At 41.7% G+C, this 14051-nt stretch carries 24 protein-coding genes; 20 read left to right on the top strand and 4 right to left on the bottom strand.

The window, feature by feature from the left end; all coding sequences use genetic code 11:
* Positions 1-84: 84 nt before the first annotated feature.
* Positions 85-555 carry an ImmA/IrrE family metallo-endopeptidase gene (locus JO375_RS15455; protein WP_229525301.1) on the bottom strand — a complete coding sequence of 157 codons (471 nt, stop codon included), beginning with the start codon at positions 553-555 and terminating at the stop codon, positions 85-87.
* Positions 556-575: 20 nt separating this feature from the next.
* Positions 576-920, bottom strand: a complete 345-nt coding sequence (locus JO375_RS15450; protein WP_229525300.1) for a helix-turn-helix domain-containing protein — start codon at positions 918-920, stop codon at positions 576-578.
* A 444-nt stretch (positions 921-1364) separates the two neighbouring features.
* Between JO375_RS15450 and JO375_RS15445 the strand changes: the two genes are divergently transcribed.
* Together JO375_RS15445 and JO375_RS15440 are read left to right on the top strand one after the other, a co-directional pair.
* Entirely contained in the window at positions 1365-1655 is a 291-nt protein-coding gene (locus tag JO375_RS15445; protein WP_229525299.1) for a helix-turn-helix domain-containing protein, read from the top strand.
* A 14-nt stretch (positions 1656-1669) separates the two neighbouring features.
* On the top strand, positions 1670-2137 hold the full coding sequence (locus JO375_RS15440) for a hypothetical protein (RefSeq protein WP_229525298.1): 468 nt from the start codon (positions 1670-1672) through the stop codon (positions 2135-2137).
* On the opposite strand, the gene JO375_RS15435 is transcribed toward JO375_RS15440, so the two are convergent.
* Complete coding sequence (locus JO375_RS15435) at positions 2109-2480, bottom strand: hypothetical protein (RefSeq protein ID WP_229525297.1); 372 nt, start codon at positions 2478-2480, stop codon at positions 2109-2111. The genes JO375_RS15440 and JO375_RS15435 overlap by 29 nt on opposite strands.
* An 83-nt stretch (positions 2481-2563) precedes the next feature.
* Here JO375_RS15435 and JO375_RS15430 point away from each other — a divergent pair, with 83 nt between their 5' ends.
* From JO375_RS15430 to JO375_RS15375, 12 genes are all read left to right on the top strand, one after another.
* Entirely contained in the window at positions 2564-3703 is a 1140-nt protein-coding gene (locus JO375_RS15430; protein ID WP_229525296.1) for a ParB N-terminal domain-containing protein, read from the top strand.
* On the top strand, positions 3684-4115 hold the full coding sequence (locus tag JO375_RS15425; protein WP_061829357.1) for an ORF6C domain-containing protein: 432 nt from the start codon (positions 3684-3686) through the stop codon (positions 4113-4115). Before JO375_RS15430 ends, JO375_RS15425 begins: the two co-directional genes overlap by 20 nt.
* A gap of 105 nt (positions 4116-4220) precedes the next feature.
* Positions 4221-4589: a hypothetical protein gene (locus JO375_RS15420; protein WP_229525295.1), complete on the top strand. Its 369-nt coding sequence runs from the start codon at positions 4221-4223 to the stop codon at positions 4587-4589.
* A gap of 5 nt (positions 4590-4594) precedes the next feature.
* A complete protein-coding gene (locus tag JO375_RS15415) occupies positions 4595-4978 on the top strand; it encodes a hypothetical protein (RefSeq protein WP_229525294.1) in 384 nt (127 codons plus the stop codon).
* A gap of 60 nt (positions 4979-5038) precedes the next feature.
* On the top strand, positions 5039-5710 hold the full coding sequence (locus tag JO375_RS15410; protein WP_229525293.1) for a hypothetical protein: 672 nt from the start codon (positions 5039-5041) through the stop codon (positions 5708-5710).
* Positions 5711-5732: 22 nt separating this feature from the next.
* Positions 5733-6131: a hypothetical protein gene (locus tag JO375_RS15405; RefSeq protein ID WP_229525292.1), complete on the top strand. Its 399-nt coding sequence runs from the start codon at positions 5733-5735 to the stop codon at positions 6129-6131.
* A gap of 30 nt (positions 6132-6161) precedes the next feature.
* Positions 6162-7169, top strand: coding sequence for a phage replisome organizer N-terminal domain-containing protein (locus tag JO375_RS15400; RefSeq protein ID WP_229525291.1), 1008 nt, complete (start codon positions 6162-6164; stop codon positions 7167-7169).
* A gap of 4 nt (positions 7170-7173) precedes the next feature.
* A complete protein-coding gene (dnaI, locus tag JO375_RS15395) occupies positions 7174-8130 on the top strand; it encodes a primosomal protein DnaI (protein ID WP_229525290.1) in 957 nt (318 codons plus the stop codon).
* A gap of 116 nt (positions 8131-8246) precedes the next feature.
* Positions 8247-9380, top strand: coding sequence for a DNA polymerase III subunit beta (gene dnaN, locus JO375_RS15390; protein WP_229525289.1), 1134 nt, complete (start codon positions 8247-8249; stop codon positions 9378-9380).
* Positions 9377-9895: a DUF1064 domain-containing protein gene (locus JO375_RS15385; protein WP_229525288.1), complete on the top strand. Its 519-nt coding sequence runs from the start codon at positions 9377-9379 to the stop codon at positions 9893-9895. Before dnaN ends, JO375_RS15385 begins: the two co-directional genes overlap by 4 nt.
* On the top strand, positions 9846-10160 hold the full coding sequence (locus JO375_RS15380) for a hypothetical protein (RefSeq protein ID WP_229525287.1): 315 nt from the start codon (positions 9846-9848) through the stop codon (positions 10158-10160). The genes JO375_RS15385 and JO375_RS15380 overlap by 50 nt, the downstream gene beginning before the upstream one ends.
* Positions 10157-10384, top strand: coding sequence for a hypothetical protein (locus JO375_RS15375; protein WP_229525286.1), 228 nt, complete (start codon positions 10157-10159; stop codon positions 10382-10384). The genes JO375_RS15380 and JO375_RS15375 overlap by 4 nt, the downstream gene beginning before the upstream one ends.
* Positions 10385-10412: 28 nt before the next feature.
* Here the strand turns inward: JO375_RS15375 and JO375_RS15370 are convergent, their stop codons facing one another.
* Positions 10413-10595 carry a ribbon-helix-helix domain-containing protein gene (locus JO375_RS15370; protein WP_229525285.1) on the bottom strand — a complete coding sequence of 61 codons (183 nt, stop codon included), beginning with the start codon at positions 10593-10595 and terminating at the stop codon, positions 10413-10415.
* Between the two features lie 148 nt (positions 10596-10743).
* On the opposite strand from JO375_RS15370, the gene JO375_RS15365 reads away from it, so the two are divergent.
* The 6 genes from JO375_RS15365 to JO375_RS15340 all read left to right on the top strand — a co-directional run bounded on the left by JO375_RS15365 (position 10744) and on the right by JO375_RS15340 (position 14029).
* Positions 10744-11067, top strand: coding sequence for a hypothetical protein (locus tag JO375_RS15365; RefSeq protein WP_229525284.1), 324 nt, complete (start codon positions 10744-10746; stop codon positions 11065-11067).
* A gap of 71 nt (positions 11068-11138) precedes the next feature.
* Positions 11139-11327, top strand: coding sequence for a hypothetical protein (locus JO375_RS15360; protein WP_229525283.1), 189 nt, complete (start codon positions 11139-11141; stop codon positions 11325-11327).
* Positions 11324-11506 (top strand): hypothetical protein, encoded by a 183-nt coding sequence (locus JO375_RS15355; RefSeq protein ID WP_229525282.1) that lies wholly within the window; start codon positions 11324-11326, stop codon positions 11504-11506. The genes JO375_RS15360 and JO375_RS15355 overlap by 4 nt, the downstream gene beginning before the upstream one ends.
* A 62-nt stretch (positions 11507-11568) precedes the next feature.
* A complete protein-coding gene (locus tag JO375_RS15350) occupies positions 11569-12240 on the top strand; it encodes an HNH endonuclease (RefSeq protein ID WP_229525281.1) in 672 nt (223 codons plus the stop codon).
* A 70-nt stretch (positions 12241-12310) separates the two neighbouring features.
* The gene (locus JO375_RS15345; protein WP_229525280.1) at positions 12311-12991 is read left to right on the top strand and encodes a DNA-methyltransferase; all 681 of its coding nucleotides are present in this window, start codon (positions 12311-12313) and stop codon (positions 12989-12991) included.
* A 33-nt stretch (positions 12992-13024) separates the two neighbouring features.
* Positions 13025-14029: a DNA-methyltransferase gene (locus JO375_RS15340; RefSeq protein ID WP_229525279.1), complete on the top strand. Its 1005-nt coding sequence runs from the start codon at positions 13025-13027 to the stop codon at positions 14027-14029.
* Positions 14030-14051: the final 22 nt, after the last annotated feature.

Genomic DNA, 14051 nt, shown 5'->3' with positions numbered 1-14051 from the left:
TCCTTTCTTCTGGGTATTACAGAACATACGTTCTGTTTTGGGGTATATTTAAACAGCCTTGCGGCTGGAAAGCGCAAGATTACATTACTCGTACATTTCAGCGACCACTAACGGATCGAAGTAGATTATGTAATTATTCCACGTGGTGTAAATTCCGTATTTGTTACGATAACGGTCAATGCTGGCTTTCAAAAAATCCTCGGTTACATCCAAGTACTCCGCGATTTCATACCGTCCTTTAACCCGAGTGTGAAATGCCTGTACAATTGCAGACAGCGGGACAAGCTTTTCATATCCCCATTGCCTCGCCCGTAGTTCTTGCTGTTGATTCCCAATAATGGACTGATCTACTATGTTACCTACGGTTAAGTGATAATGCCCTAGTTCCTCGGCCAAAACACATTTACGCTCCCGCTTTGACTCAATGCTTTTGTTGAGTAGTATCATGTCAGATGTACTTGATTCAATGAATATCCCCTTTAGCCATACTGGGAGCGTCGCCTGGTCATCCAAAATAATCGGAACCTCTTGCTTTAATTCCTCATAGCTAATCATTCATCCATCTCCCGATGTAATCACTTATCGTTTTTTGCGAGAGCAATTTTCATAGCTAGTTTAATCTGTGCGAGCTGCTCCTCTGTTAAGGCCCCTTCATGTCCAATTTTGTGCGCGGCAAGCGTTAAAATTTCGCTTTCAGACAAATTATTACCGGCATTAGTTGGCTTACGGCCATCTAATTCTTCTGCCTTTATCCCCAGGACGGAACATATTTTCAAAACATTATCAATTGATGCATTGACTAAATTACGTTCAATCATTGACCGGATAGTGGTATACGGTACGCCTGATTCTTTTGACAGGCTCATTACGGTGTAGCCTTTTTCTTCAATAATCTGTAGAAGGTATTCGCCTCTTTTCAATCAAAACACCATCTTTCATAAATTAACTTACGGTATATCGTAAGTTGTTTACTATTTTAATTCATTCTTACCCTATTGTAAATAAATTATTACGACGTGTTGTAACTTTATGTTAAAAAGGTATTGACTCGTTACTATATATCGTATATTATCAACTCAAAAGTTACGATTTGTCGTAACTAATTTATGAAAGGAGGAACTAAGATCAATGTACCCAAACCTTGCCGCTGAACTAGCACGAAAAGGTCTAAAGCAAAAGGACATAGCGCCCATCTTGGGTATCCGGCCTGCCACTCTGTCCAGCAAGCTATCTGGGAAATCGCCTTTGCTCCTAGATGAAGCTTTCACAATCCAGAAGACCTTTTTCCCGAACAGCTCATTAGACTATCTATTTGAAAAATCCGATTCAAAGACCGCTTAGAGAGAAAGGAAGGCTCAAGTGAAATGTCTACTATCGAACAGACTATCGTTGCATTCCTATCCGAAGCTATTAACCAAGCAATAGAGCAAGGTTTTTCACTGCAACGTCCAGATGAAGATAATCCTAAACAGCCGAATTTACCGCCCACGCTCGACGTCTTGGACGTAGCTCGGCATCTAAAGGTTAGTAAGTACACAGTGATTAACCGAATTAAGCAGGGAAAGTTGAAAGCCTATAAACAGGGAAGGCATTGGAAAATTAAAAGAGAGTGGCTTCTGGAGTATGAAGAAGGATTGATTGAAAACAAAAAATAGAAAGGAGAAACAGTATGACTACACCCAATATTGATGTAATCAAGAACAAGCGCATTACGGTCATGACAACACAAGAATATCCAGAAGGTGACGATCTTGCATATGATATTCTTCGTTTACTTAATAAGCATCAAGTATCGTGCTTGAAAGCAGAGCGCATTCTTGAACAAGCGAAAGAATACGTTAAAGAACACGCTCAACTCAATGGTTATAGCTCTCATAATGCCGATTCGATTTTAGTGGGACTCAATGACAAGGAACAAAAGATATTGAATGTTTTTGCTGAATTGTCGAACAAGATACCCTCTATGACTGATATGAAAATGATCAAAGAGGTATCTTCGATGGATGCCCCTTGGGAAAGAATAATTGAATTAATCCGGAAATGTTTCTCTGACTACAAGCCAAGACATCCAGAAGATAGGATAAGAACTTTTGGATATTGTAAATCCTTTATTTTACTCCATCTTTCAAAAAACTAAAGGCAACTATCTGATCGCTATAGACAACTAATTGTTCATACTCAATGGAGTTATAACCAGAAAATGGTGATACAACAACATTGTTCAAGACGATGAAGTTATATTGTAGCGCTTCACTCGATTGTTGTTCTTCCAAGTAAGCGGAATATTCTGCGATTGCTACTCCCATAAGATCATTTAAATCGTTGAAACTGTCTTTCTTTTTAGGTGCAATAGCACCTTCTATTTTTCCGAAAGTTGTCACGATACTTACGCGGCAATCGCCTTGATTTATTAGGCTTGAAATTTTACTTAATGCATCAACTTTGAAATCCAGATGCTCTTTAATAGGACGAATAACCAAGATAACACTCTCCTTTATAAGTTATGTTTCTAGCACTAATATTCGACATTTTTATTCAATAGCCTTTAGAGAGGAGAATCATTTTGCTAATCGATATAACTCAAATCAAAGTCAGCGATCGTATACGTAAGGACTTTGGTGGAATTGAAGAATTGGCCCAGGATATAGAACAAAACGGACTTATTAACCCTATTGTAGTAACACCAGATTATCAGTTGATTGCCGGAGAGCGTCGTCTAAGAGCGCATCAGTTTCTTGGCCGGAAAGAAGTAACGGTCAGAGTCATGGAAATAAAGGATTTTGAACATCAACTCCAGCTTGAGATCAGCGAGAACGAACATCGCAAGGAATTCACGTTTAGTGAGCGAGTCGAGTGGGCGCGGAGATTGGAGGAAGTTGAACGTTTAAAGGCCAGAGAAAGGATGGCTGGCGGTAAGGAAAATTTACCTGACCAACCAACTGGACAAGTACGGGACATTGTAGCAGACCAAGCGGGCTTTGGTTCTGGTCGGCAGTATGATAAAGCGAAATTTATCGCTGAAAATGCCACGCCTGAGATTATCCAGCAGCTTGATGAGGGATTGATTAGCACTCACAAGGCATTTGTAGAAACCAAAGCTCGGCTCGAAGCTGCTGTGCGTGAGGCAGAGGAAAGAGCAGAGCAGGCAGAGCGGGACAAGCTTGAGTTACAGAGACAGTACAAAGATGCCATTCCTGCGGATCAACTTGAGGATGCCGTTTCTGCGGCTGTAGAGCGTCATGAGGAAGAAACAGGCATTTTCATTCGTCAAAAGGAAAAAGAGGCGGAAGCGCAGCTCAAGCTGCGCGATGAATATTGGAAAAACAAAATCAATGAAGATTTAGAACTGGAGCGTTTAAAAGTCGAGCAATTGAAATCTGGCTACCAACAGAAGAAAGAAGAGTTGGAAGCTTTGAAATTACAGAAGACAGATGACTTCGATGAACAGCAAGCGGAATTGAAAATGAAGAAGCTTCGTTCTGAGTCCAATATCAATGCCTTGCAATTGAATAACCACGTCAAAAGATTTCTTGAAACGGTCGGAATCACTTCATTCATGTTAGGTGCAATCGGAGCTGCAAACATGGGTGAGAAAAAGCGCTTGGGGGAAAGCCTTGATATGTTGCAAAGTTTTATAGACCAAGTTAGACCAGCCGTAAACGGCAGAAAGGTGGTAGAAGTATATGACATTGATAAACAATAATCAACAACCGGATTACATGATGCTGGTGGAAAAGCAGCTTCAACTTACAGAATCTCAAGGGGTTGCCATTCGCGGCTTGTGGGACGGAATGAAGAAGATGCAGGAGGATGTTACTGGAAAGGTTGAGGAAGTCCAGATGATGGTCCAGGAGGTTCGTGACAGTGTTACGCTCACAGATGCCGAATGCTATCAGCTACAGAACGCAGTAAGAATCAGATCCATTACTCTCACAAAAGATCGTTATAAGGAGACAGATGGAAAATTTAACGAAACGGTCGGAAAATATCGCCGCATGATTTGGAGTAAGTTGAAAGTTTTGTTCTCAGTTGCGAAGTACAGTCACATCCGGCGCATTGATTTTGATGATTCCATTTACTTCGTTAAAGACTTTCGTCCAGAAGACTATATCTAAGGGGTGAATGATTATGACTCTACCGGAATTGGCTCGTATCTGGTTCGAAAATGAATTACAGCATGCCATTATCGTTCGTAATATTCGGCGTGAGGCGAAATCAAAATGAGTGACCAAACACAAGTTATCTACTCAATACCAGTCGTAGATGATGAAGGTCAAAAATTTACTTTGGATCAACCAGCAGATTCACTTATATCCGCTGTACTACTCATGCATCGCTGGTTAAATTGTCAACATTCAGTAGATATTGAGATGCTAGAGTTGACTGAACAGGATAAGAAAAAACTTGCTCTCCAAAAAGAAAAAGAACTTACTGAACAAAAGCTTCAGGCAATTTATAAAACTCAATATGCAATTACGGATAGTCCATGGCCTAATCATGTGTGTATTCAGAAGATGAAACCTTTGAAGGAACAAGAAAGACAGTTAAAGGCTAAATTATCCGAACTTGAAGCGGAGATATGGAGCTGAGAGAGTTGGACAAGCAAAAAGAAAGTAGGGCGTTGAGAGCACAACTGCGGGAATTATACGAGGACAGCATTGACGCTGTTAAATTTGGATTACCGAATAACGAAATCCAGGCTCAAATAGACTTGCTTACAACTCAGTTGCATGAGCTGGAGAAATCTATGGGTAAGAACGAAGAATACGAGGGGCTTGAGATTCCTAAGCTATCGGGATACAAAATATCTGGCAAAGGGATAGGTATCTGCGAGTATTGTGGGAAAGAAGTATTTCCAGAGCAAAAGTTTCCCGTACCAAAAGAAGAAGGACTTTTCTGTAATTACTACTGCCGTAGTCGCAATAGAAAAATCAGAGAAGCCCTTACAAACAATCGTGCTACCAACACGATCATTTAAGAAACATTTCAACGGCAGTATATCATGAATTCTAAAAAATGAAAATAGGAGTGTAATAATATGGATTTGAATAATATGGTAAATCAGGCGCTAACGAATATTCATAGTGAGGGGTTAGTTGAAAAAATCGTCAGAAATAAGCTTGAAAAAACAATTGAATCTATTGTTGATGATATTTTTAGTTCCTATGGAGATTTTGGGAAGCAATTAAAAGAACATGTAAAACAACATTTTTCTATCAATCTTGACGTGTTGGATTTACCGTCTTACAACACATTAATCGCGCAAGTAATTAAAGAAAAACTGGATGAGATTACTCATATACAGGGTGTAGAAAAATTGAAGGAACAGATGGATAGAATGCTTGCTGATGTTAAGCCAGAGTATAAACTATCAGAGCTTATCAACGGCTGGAAAGAAAGTGAAAACGAAGATAATGAATATGACGACAGTGATGAGTTCTCCCTTCATATTGAAAAAGATTATAGTACGTGGATTCACCTTGATCCAGAACCGAATAAGGGGAAGTATCAATGCAAATATGGAATGCTTGTTCGTGATGATGGTACATTATTTTGCCTGAAAATAGATGATCGTGAAATTAAATCAAAAGATATGATGTACGGCTTGCATGGAATCGCAGAGGATTTATTCAAGATTTATGCTCATGGTTCTAAATTAGTTATTGATGAGGATGAAATAGACCTCTATTACGAAAATAGCGATTGCTAATTTTAGAGCGGAGTGATCCTGTTTGGAACTTGAACCTTATTTTAAAGACATTGATAGATTAAAAGAGTTGGCAAGTGAGTTGTCGGAGGATAATCCGGCAGCTCTCCTTAAAAAAATAGAATTGCTTACACAATGTCACGAACTAATTGGAGAAGTATCAGGGGAATGTGACAGGCAATATAAACTGATACATGTTCAAAGGGATATGGAGTATGCAAAAGCCTATATAAATGCATCAAGGCCTAAGAAAGAACGGGCAGAGCTTGACACGATTGAGATACGAATGATTGAAGCAGAGGCGTATGGGATGTCCATGAAATACAGAAATGAGTTTTTAAGCCTTAGAGAAACTATTCATGCACTCAAATTGAAAATGAAGGTCAATTTTGCAGATGGATCAGTCAGGGGGAGATATGGTTGACCAAGTTTACAGTACGGTTAGGTGAAGAAAATGGCTGAAATTAAATGGATCAAACTCAGTACTGGCATGTTTGACGACGAAAAAATAAAAATCATCGAAGATATGCCCGAAGCTGACACGATCATTGTTATATGGCTCAAGCTAATGACTATGACTGGCAGATCCAACATGGGCGGTTACATCATGCTGACCGAAACTATTCCATATACAGAGGACATGTTGATTTCAGTGATCAAGAGGCCGCTGCCAGTTATAAAAATGGCTCTATCCATCTTTGAAAGATTTGGGATGCTGGAAGTATCTGAGCAAGGAGCTTTCTTTCTGCCTAACTGGGAGAAGCATCAGAATGTAGATGGAATGGATAAGGTCAGGGAACAAACTAAAAAGAGGGTTCGAAATTACCGGAACAAGCAAAAGCAGCTTGATTCAGGTGAAAACGATCCTCATGTTACAGGTAACGCTACAAGTAACGTTACAGTAACGGGCGGTAACGAAACAGATAGAGAACTAGATTTAGAACAAGAAAAAGAAAGTAGTTGTTGTTTAACGCCCGAGGCTGAAATCAAATCCGAAGATGAGGGGATACCGTCTTCCCGGCAAGGTGCCGTTCCTGCCACTCCTGAAACAGACACTGACTCTGGACAGGACGAAATATCATCTGCGGAAGTAGATTACCGCAACGCCGTTGCTAACAAGTACCTTCAACGCAGGGGCAAAGGCCTTGAAATCTCAATGGCTGACGATCTAACTATTTCTGAACTCCAAGCAGACGGAATATCACTATCAACAGCTTTGGATGGTGTAGATCAGGCCTTTGATAACTTCAAGCCCCAATATAAGCGCCACGAAATAGGCAGCATGCGATATTGCGCCAAAGTAATTTATGCACTACACGAATCTCGCTCAGCAACTACGGAGCAAGATGGTACAGAAGAACAGAAACCAGTTGAAGACATTGACCCTCAACCTGATGAACAGTATACCGAGGATGATTTACAAAAAATGCTTGCCGAGCTAAGGCAAAAACAGGGAGGTTAACAGCATGGAGAGCTTTCGGCAAGAATTAAAGGCACTAATACCATCTCGTTTTTTTGAACGCCAAGCTGAAATTATCCAGCGCATCGATAACCACCCTGAAGTACAACGGTTACGAAAGGAGTACCCTGATCGGACAGCAGACTTAACAAGTCCAAGGCACTACAGGGATATATCGCAGCACCTTTCATACTGCGATGCATGCAACGCTTGTCCCGGCTTAAACGCCTGTCAGAACGAACAGAAGGGGCATAGGAGCGTCGAAGAACCGAATCCTACCCAATTGGACGAGTTGGTATTCCGGCTAAGGAAATGCAATTTGTTAAAGGCCTACGAGAAGCAGCAAGGCATCGGTCAGAGAATCAAGAGCCACTATATACCATCGCACATTCTGGATGCCACCTTTGACGACATTGAACCTGATCCGCAGCGGTTGGCTGCGATTACGGCGGCAGTGAAGTTCTGTAGCACGTTCGTTCCGGGGGAAACGACAGAAGGATTGTACCTGTATGGTCCGATGGGGGTAGGTAAGAGCCGGATCGCAGGAGCGATTGCTCAAGAACTTGCCAAATGCGACGTAGATGTTCTCATGGTCTATGTGCCGGATTTTCTGCTGGAAGTCAAAGATGCTATTGGTTCCAAGACAGAGACCGTTGAGAATAAGCTTGACTCTCTCAGAACGGCTTCTGTACTGATACTTGATGATATTGGAGCCGAGACCTTGACCGTTTGGACAAGGGATGAAGTAATAGGGCCAATACTCCAGCGACGCATGGAGCGGCTACCGATAATCTACACATCCAATTTGACCATCAATGAATTGAGACATCACTTGGCTAATGTAAAGGATGCCAAGGAGATGGACAGAAAGCAGCATGAGAAGAAGGCGGAGCGGATTATTGAACGGATTGAGCCTTTTGTAAAAATACTGCCGGTGGGTGGTAGAAATAGACGGAGGGATTAAGGGTATGTGTAGAACTTGCAGCGGCAGTAAGGTGGCATATCAGTTCAAAGGCTCCATCGTAATGCTGGGACCTTGCCCGGAGTGCAATCCTAATGCGAAAAAGGAGGATAAGCCTTATGAATATAGTAGTGGACAGCGCTCTATTAGCTGAGGCTTTGGAAGATGCCAGCAAGGCAATTTCATCGAAAAGTATCATGCCGATACTTGGTTGTTTCTTGCTTGAAGCCAATCACGAGGGATTAACTGTGACAGGAACTGATGATAGAGCAACGATACAGTCATATATTTTCGAGGAGCATGTTCAAATCGAGCGGACTGGAAAGGTAGTTTTGCCTAAATTGTTCTTAGAAATGCTCAAGAAAATTAACGGGGAAGTCCGAATTGAATCTAAGGCCAGCTTGAATGTAATTATCACATCACGGAATAAAGAAATCGAAATGGCTGGATTAGATCCAGAAGAATTCCCTTCTCCTCCTGCGATTGTTGAAAATGAGCATATCGAAATCGCAGGAAAAGACTTGAAGGGATTATTCAAAAAGGTTGTTTTTGCAGCAAATATTGATGGGAAAGACATGCCGATCATAACAGGAGCCAATGTTTATCTCAAAGATGGGAAAGTAGGAATGCAAGCTACTAATCGGCATCGGCTATCAAAAACCGAAAAGGAAATTGTATCAGGCGAATTCGGAAATGCTGTAATTGAAGCAAGAGGTCTTGTGGAGCTTCAAAAGATCATAACAGATAAGGATAATGTAGAATTCGGATTCTCAAAGTCTGATGATGGCCAAGTGGTATATGCATTTGCACGGACGGAGAGGTTCACATTTTATTCCCGTGTTCTTGAAGGTGTCTATCCAGACACGCAGCGGATGAGTGCTGTGCCTGAAGGTATTACAAAAGTTGAGGTGAATAAACAGGAATTCTTGGATTCCATTGAACTTATCTATACTCTAGCAAAAGAAGAAAAGAGCAATATGATTAGACTCGACATTGCCGAAAAGGAAGTAAGTATTCGAGGTAAAGGTAAGCAAACGGGCAAAGCGAGTGAGAGTATTGTTCCTGTCAATTTTACTGGCCAGAACTTTACAATCTCTTTGAATGCCAAATATGCAATGGACGCCTTGAAAGCTTTGGATGGAGAGAAAGTAATGCTTATCTTTTCTGGGAAAATGCAGCCTATTTTCTTTTTAAGTAGCGAGGACAAGCAAAGCGTCCATGTGGTGCTGCCGTATAGGACGGAATATTCATGAGTAAATATAATGCTAAAAAGGTAATTTTCACAGAGGATGGAACATTATTCGAGGAATGGATCGTAAAAAGGTACAAACTGGATGTAATAGGCACTCGTTTTGATAGCAAAGCAGAGGGAGAGTATTACCAAGAGCTCCTTCAGCAGCGCAAGTACGGAGAAATTAAAGACTTCACTTGCCACCCTAAATTTATCCTGCAGGAAAAACCAAAAGTGACCTACACCGCTGATTTTCTGGTGACTGATCTGGATGGTACTCAGCGAGTAGTAGATATCAAGGGTGTGGAGACATCGACATTCCGTGTCAAACTGAAACTATTCCAAGCAAAATATCCGACTTTGCGCATAGATATACTCATTAAAAAACGAGGAGAATTCATTCCGATCAAGCAGTTCAAGAAAGAAAAAGCGGATCGGAAACGAGCTATCAATAAACTTTTAAAACAAGCAGAAGGAGAGAGGAAAAATGTCAGAACTGGTCGGAATGCAAGTCAAATTCACCGTGTTAAAAAATGAGGATATCAATAAATACCTTGATGAACGTGAGAAAAGTGATCTATCTCGTATTCTGTGGAAGGTGCAGGAGCTGCGGCTTCTGGACGGCAAGCCTCCACTTAATACGTATCTGGTAGTTAACACCGATGAAACATATGCGGCTGATATTGTCCACATCATGAAAGCTAATAACCATTGGGGGCCAGTTAATGACCCTAATCAGGCAGAGATGAAGTATGACGGAGATATGCTTATTCTACCGGAAACGGAGGAGGCGATTAAATGAAGCACTCTCAAAATGAAATTGAACGTCCTGAAGTAACACAACGGATCATAGAATTGCTGGACAAACAAAATGAGAAAGGTCTAAAGAAGTACGGAACAACTATTGATCTGGTATCAGATATGGCCTACGACTGGAAGCTCATGGCGTTGGAAGAAGCGATTGATCTTATTCAGTACCAGCAGAAAGAAATCATACGACTTGAAAGGCTCCTTAATCCGATCTAAGTAGAAATCAAAAAAAGGAGCATAGAGGTTATTCCCCCTCTTGCTCCAATCTCTCTTGTTTATGCTTTTCTAACCCTTTTGAGATAAGCATTCGAATGGCTTCATTGCGATTACGCAATTTTTTATCGTGCCAGAATTCTTTTATGTCCTCAACCATTTCATTAGGAAAGGTTACTAATATTTGCGTATTTTTATCCTTATCTACTGCCATAGCACACCATCCTTTCAATTTGGATTATAAGTTATATAACTTGTATTGACAAGCAGCAAACACTAGATTATATTAGATATATAAGTTATATAACTTAGTGAGATTACGGCGTAGGAAAATTTTCCTGAATTTAACGGAGGGAATAAATATGAAAAATTACGGCATAGCAGCAGTCATGAGAAGGGAGTTAGAGAAAGTCCTTTCTAAAGACTTGACCGCTGAACAAACCAAAATTTTGGATCAAGCAGAGAATCTTTTCAAACAAGTGTACCAAACAGGATTTAATGAAGCTCGGTTAATTGGCGGAGAAGAATGGAGTAATAATGCTTGCTTAGGATACGCCATTCTTGGTGCAAGAAAAATGAGGTACAGTGAAGAACAGACCAAAAAACTTATCCGATCCATGTATAGCCAATTTGATCTTACGTCCGTTGGAGAAGCCATAGAAGTATACAACAAATCATCGTATTGATAAAAAGTGCAACACTGTATTCGAACGAGCAACATTGTACTGGAACCAAAAACGTAATGGAGGTATGTGGTATGACGGAACAAGAAGCAGATGAGTTCACTACAGCGCTGTCCGAACGTTACGTGGAGATACAGAAAAATAATTCTCATAACAACGAATTATTGGGCATTTGGAAAGATGCTATTAATACCTTACCACCAGAAATGAAACATGATTTTAAAGAAAAATATAATCGCTGTATAAGGGAGAGTAGTTCGTGAAAAAGCTCGACTTAAATAAGCTCGAAGATGAGCCTATAGAGATCCAGCAGGCCGTGGCCTTCTATGCATCCTATACAATAAATGAAATTCGTGTAACAACGGAAGAAAAACATAAACATTATATCGTTTTAGAGAAAGCAGGATTGCTTGAACCCCTAAAATCCGTAGTGGAGCCGTAGCGGTTTAGGCTCAAAATATAAGCATAAGCACAGGAAATACAAAGGAAAGGTGGTGAGGGAGAATGTCCCATCAAACATTTTGGAAGCCCGAGAAAAAGGTGAAGCAAAAGAAGGCTTACAGTAGTCTTGGGCAGCGGAAAAAGGATAAAAAACCAATTCCGGAATGGAAGAAGGACATCCTTGCTCACCACAAGTCGCGTCCGTCACGGGCTGATCGAGCGGAATTTCCACCAGAAGTAGTTGCTGAATTAATAGAAGAAACACAAGGCCTCTGCCAATGTGGTTGTGGTCGTAAATCTACTCAAACCCATCATGTTATGCCAAGGGGCAGAAGCGGACGCGGTGTAAAGACAAATGCGATGCGTGTCTGCGATATCTGTCATGATCGGATTCAAACGAACGAAGAAGAGCTTCAGGGATGGATAACGACCTATTCTTTGATTTACGGGCCTAGATTCTGGTTTGACGAACAAGATTGGGAAGAGTATAACCGCAAGCAGGCGGCGCAGAAGCGTGTAGAAGTCCAAAAGCAGGAACGATTGGAATCTATAAAGCCAGTCATGGAATTACTCACTACAGCGGCGGGACGTACATTAAAAAGCAAAGAAATTCGGTTGCTAGAGTCTATGGATACTAAGCAAATGAGCGTGTTTAGCGTCATGATATCCGATGCCTTGAACAATTTCAGCAAACCAGCTCCATCTTATGGTTACGGAGAGCGCTTTGAGGATTAAATATATAGCCCCCAAGGGCAGAGAGGACATAACACAATTTAGGCCCAGGGGATAAGAAGGAGGGAACAGCATGCTTAACCAAATCATCCATGCTGATTGTATGGATATATTTCCAAGCGTTAAAGATCAGGGAGTTGACTTGATTGTCACTGATATACCTTATGGAGCCGTAACAAAAAACGGATCGGATCGGGCTAAATATGACGGTCAGTTGCGCAAGGTGGACAAGGGTGATGCTGATTTGGTTACGTTTGACTTAATAGAGTTTTTAGAGCAATGCGCAAGAGTAACAAGCGGGTCAATATACATTTTCTGCGGCATAGAACAGGTGTCTACAGTATTCCAATTTTTCGATAATCACAAAGACTTTATGGTACGCCAGTGCGCTTGGAAAAAGACTAATCCCGCGCCATCAAATGGACAGCATATGTGGCTGTCAAGCATGGAAAATTGTATTTTTGCTAAACGTCGTAAGACAAAATTTAATCAGCTTTGTAAATCAGCCGTGTGGGATTACCCTACAGGACGTAGCAAGATACACCCAACCGAAAAGCCGTTAGAGCTAATAAAATACCTTGTCCAAAGCTCCACGGATGAAGGGGATACCGTATTTGACCCTTGTGTTGGTAGTGGGACAACTGCCGTGGCAGCTAAGGTCCTTGGACGCAACTATATAGCCATTGAGATAAACGCTGAGTATGCAACTGCGGCAATAAACCGCATCGAACAATTAGAATTATCGCTATTTTAGGAGGGACAGCCCTCCATAAGGGGGATACAAGGGATGATATTACAAGGCAACAACATAGAGGTAATGCCTACGCTTCCAGCCGGATCATTCCATACATGTGTAACCAGCCCTCCATATTGGGGGCTGCGAGATTACGGTCTGGAGCCATCCTATTGGCCAGAGGTAACTTACACACCAATGCCCGGCCTACCGTCCATAACGGTGCCGGAGTGGACCGGATGCCTTGGGCTGGAGCCGACGCCCGAAATGTACATCGCTCACATAGTGCTCACCTTTCGGGAAGTATGGCGCTTACTTCGGTCAGACGCGACGCTTTGGCTAAACCTGGGGGATACCTACGCAGGTAGTGGTAAAGGAGCGTGGAAAAATAAAACGGCTCAAAAAGAGGTTTATGTAATTGAACCTGGCGCTGCACTTACGAAAATCCCTAAGGTTCCATCTGGTTTAAAAAACAAGGATTTAGTCGGTATCCCTTGGCGTGCTGCTTTTGCTTTACAAGCGGAAGGATGGTACTTACGGATGGATAACATCTGGCATAAACCGAACCCGATGCCAGAGAGTGTCACGGATCGCACAGCCAAAGCCCATGAATATGTTTTTCAACTGAATAAGTCAGAACGATATTATTTTGACCATGAAGTTATTAAAGAGCCGTTGGCGGAATCGAGCATTTCAAGGCTGGCACAAGATATTGAGAATCAACGCGGATCCGACCGGGGGAATGGTGGCGCGAAGATAAACGGGGCAATGAAGGCAGTCGGGAGCGGGGAAGCGCGAAACAAACGGTCTGTATGGACTGTTGCAACTGCCAACTTCTCAGAAGCTCACTACGCTGTGTTTCCTGAGGAACTAATCGAGCCTTGTATACTTTCTGGTTCTCCACCAGGAGGGCGGGTGCTGGACCCGTTCGGAGGTAGGGCAACGACCATGAAAGTTGCCTATGAAAACAATCGTCAATGTACTGTAATTGAGATGTCAGCAGCAAATGTAGATATAGCAACACGGTATACAGCTATTATACAGCCATCACTATTTTAAGGGGGATACACCCCCTACTACC

The sequence above is a fragment of the Paenibacillus farraposensis genome (assembly GCF_020736845.1).
Taxonomy (GTDB): domain Bacteria; phylum Bacillota; class Bacilli; order Paenibacillales; family Paenibacillaceae; genus Paenibacillus; species Paenibacillus farraposensis.
The sequence above is the reverse complement of the archived record's forward strand: the minus strand, read 5'-3'. Positions and strand labels throughout refer to the sequence as shown.

Coding starts and splice junctions, on each gene's coding strand:
- JO375_RS15455 (WP_229525301.1), bottom strand. CDS start 555: ATGATTAGCTATGAGGAATTAAAGCAAGAGGTTCCGATTATTTTGGAT.
- JO375_RS15445 (WP_229525299.1), top strand. CDS start 1,365: ATGTCTACTATCGAACAGACTATCGTTGCATTCCTATCCGAAGCTATT.
- JO375_RS15440 (WP_229525298.1), top strand. CDS start 1,670: ATGACTACACCCAATATTGATGTAATCAAGAACAAGCGCATTACGGTC.
- JO375_RS15425 (WP_061829357.1), top strand. CDS start 3,684: ATGACATTGATAAACAATAATCAACAACCGGATTACATGATGCTGGTG.
- JO375_RS15420 (WP_229525295.1), top strand. CDS start 4,221: ATGAGTGACCAAACACAAGTTATCTACTCAATACCAGTCGTAGATGAT.
- JO375_RS15410 (WP_229525293.1), top strand. CDS start 5,039: ATGGATTTGAATAATATGGTAAATCAGGCGCTAACGAATATTCATAGT.
- JO375_RS15400 (WP_229525291.1), top strand. CDS start 6,162: ATGGCTGAAATTAAATGGATCAAACTCAGTACTGGCATGTTTGACGAC.
- dnaI (WP_229525290.1), top strand. CDS start 7,174: ATGGAGAGCTTTCGGCAAGAATTAAAGGCACTAATACCATCTCGTTTT.
- dnaN (WP_229525289.1), top strand. CDS start 8,247: ATGAATATAGTAGTGGACAGCGCTCTATTAGCTGAGGCTTTGGAAGAT.
- JO375_RS15385 (WP_229525288.1), top strand. CDS start 9,377: ATGAGTAAATATAATGCTAAAAAGGTAATTTTCACAGAGGATGGAACA.
- JO375_RS15380 (WP_229525287.1), top strand. CDS start 9,846: ATGTCAGAACTGGTCGGAATGCAAGTCAAATTCACCGTGTTAAAAAAT.
- JO375_RS15375 (WP_229525286.1), top strand. CDS start 10,157: ATGAAGCACTCTCAAAATGAAATTGAACGTCCTGAAGTAACACAACGG.
- JO375_RS15370 (WP_229525285.1), bottom strand. CDS start 10,595: ATGGCAGTAGATAAGGATAAAAATACGCAAATATTAGTAACCTTTCCT.
- JO375_RS15365 (WP_229525284.1), top strand. CDS start 10,744: ATGAAAAATTACGGCATAGCAGCAGTCATGAGAAGGGAGTTAGAGAAA.
- JO375_RS15360 (WP_229525283.1), top strand. CDS start 11,139: ATGACGGAACAAGAAGCAGATGAGTTCACTACAGCGCTGTCCGAACGT.
- JO375_RS15350 (WP_229525281.1), top strand. CDS start 11,569: ATGTCCCATCAAACATTTTGGAAGCCCGAGAAAAAGGTGAAGCAAAAG.
- JO375_RS15345 (WP_229525280.1), top strand. CDS start 12,311: ATGCTTAACCAAATCATCCATGCTGATTGTATGGATATATTTCCAAGC.
- JO375_RS15340 (WP_229525279.1), top strand. CDS start 13,025: ATGATATTACAAGGCAACAACATAGAGGTAATGCCTACGCTTCCAGCC.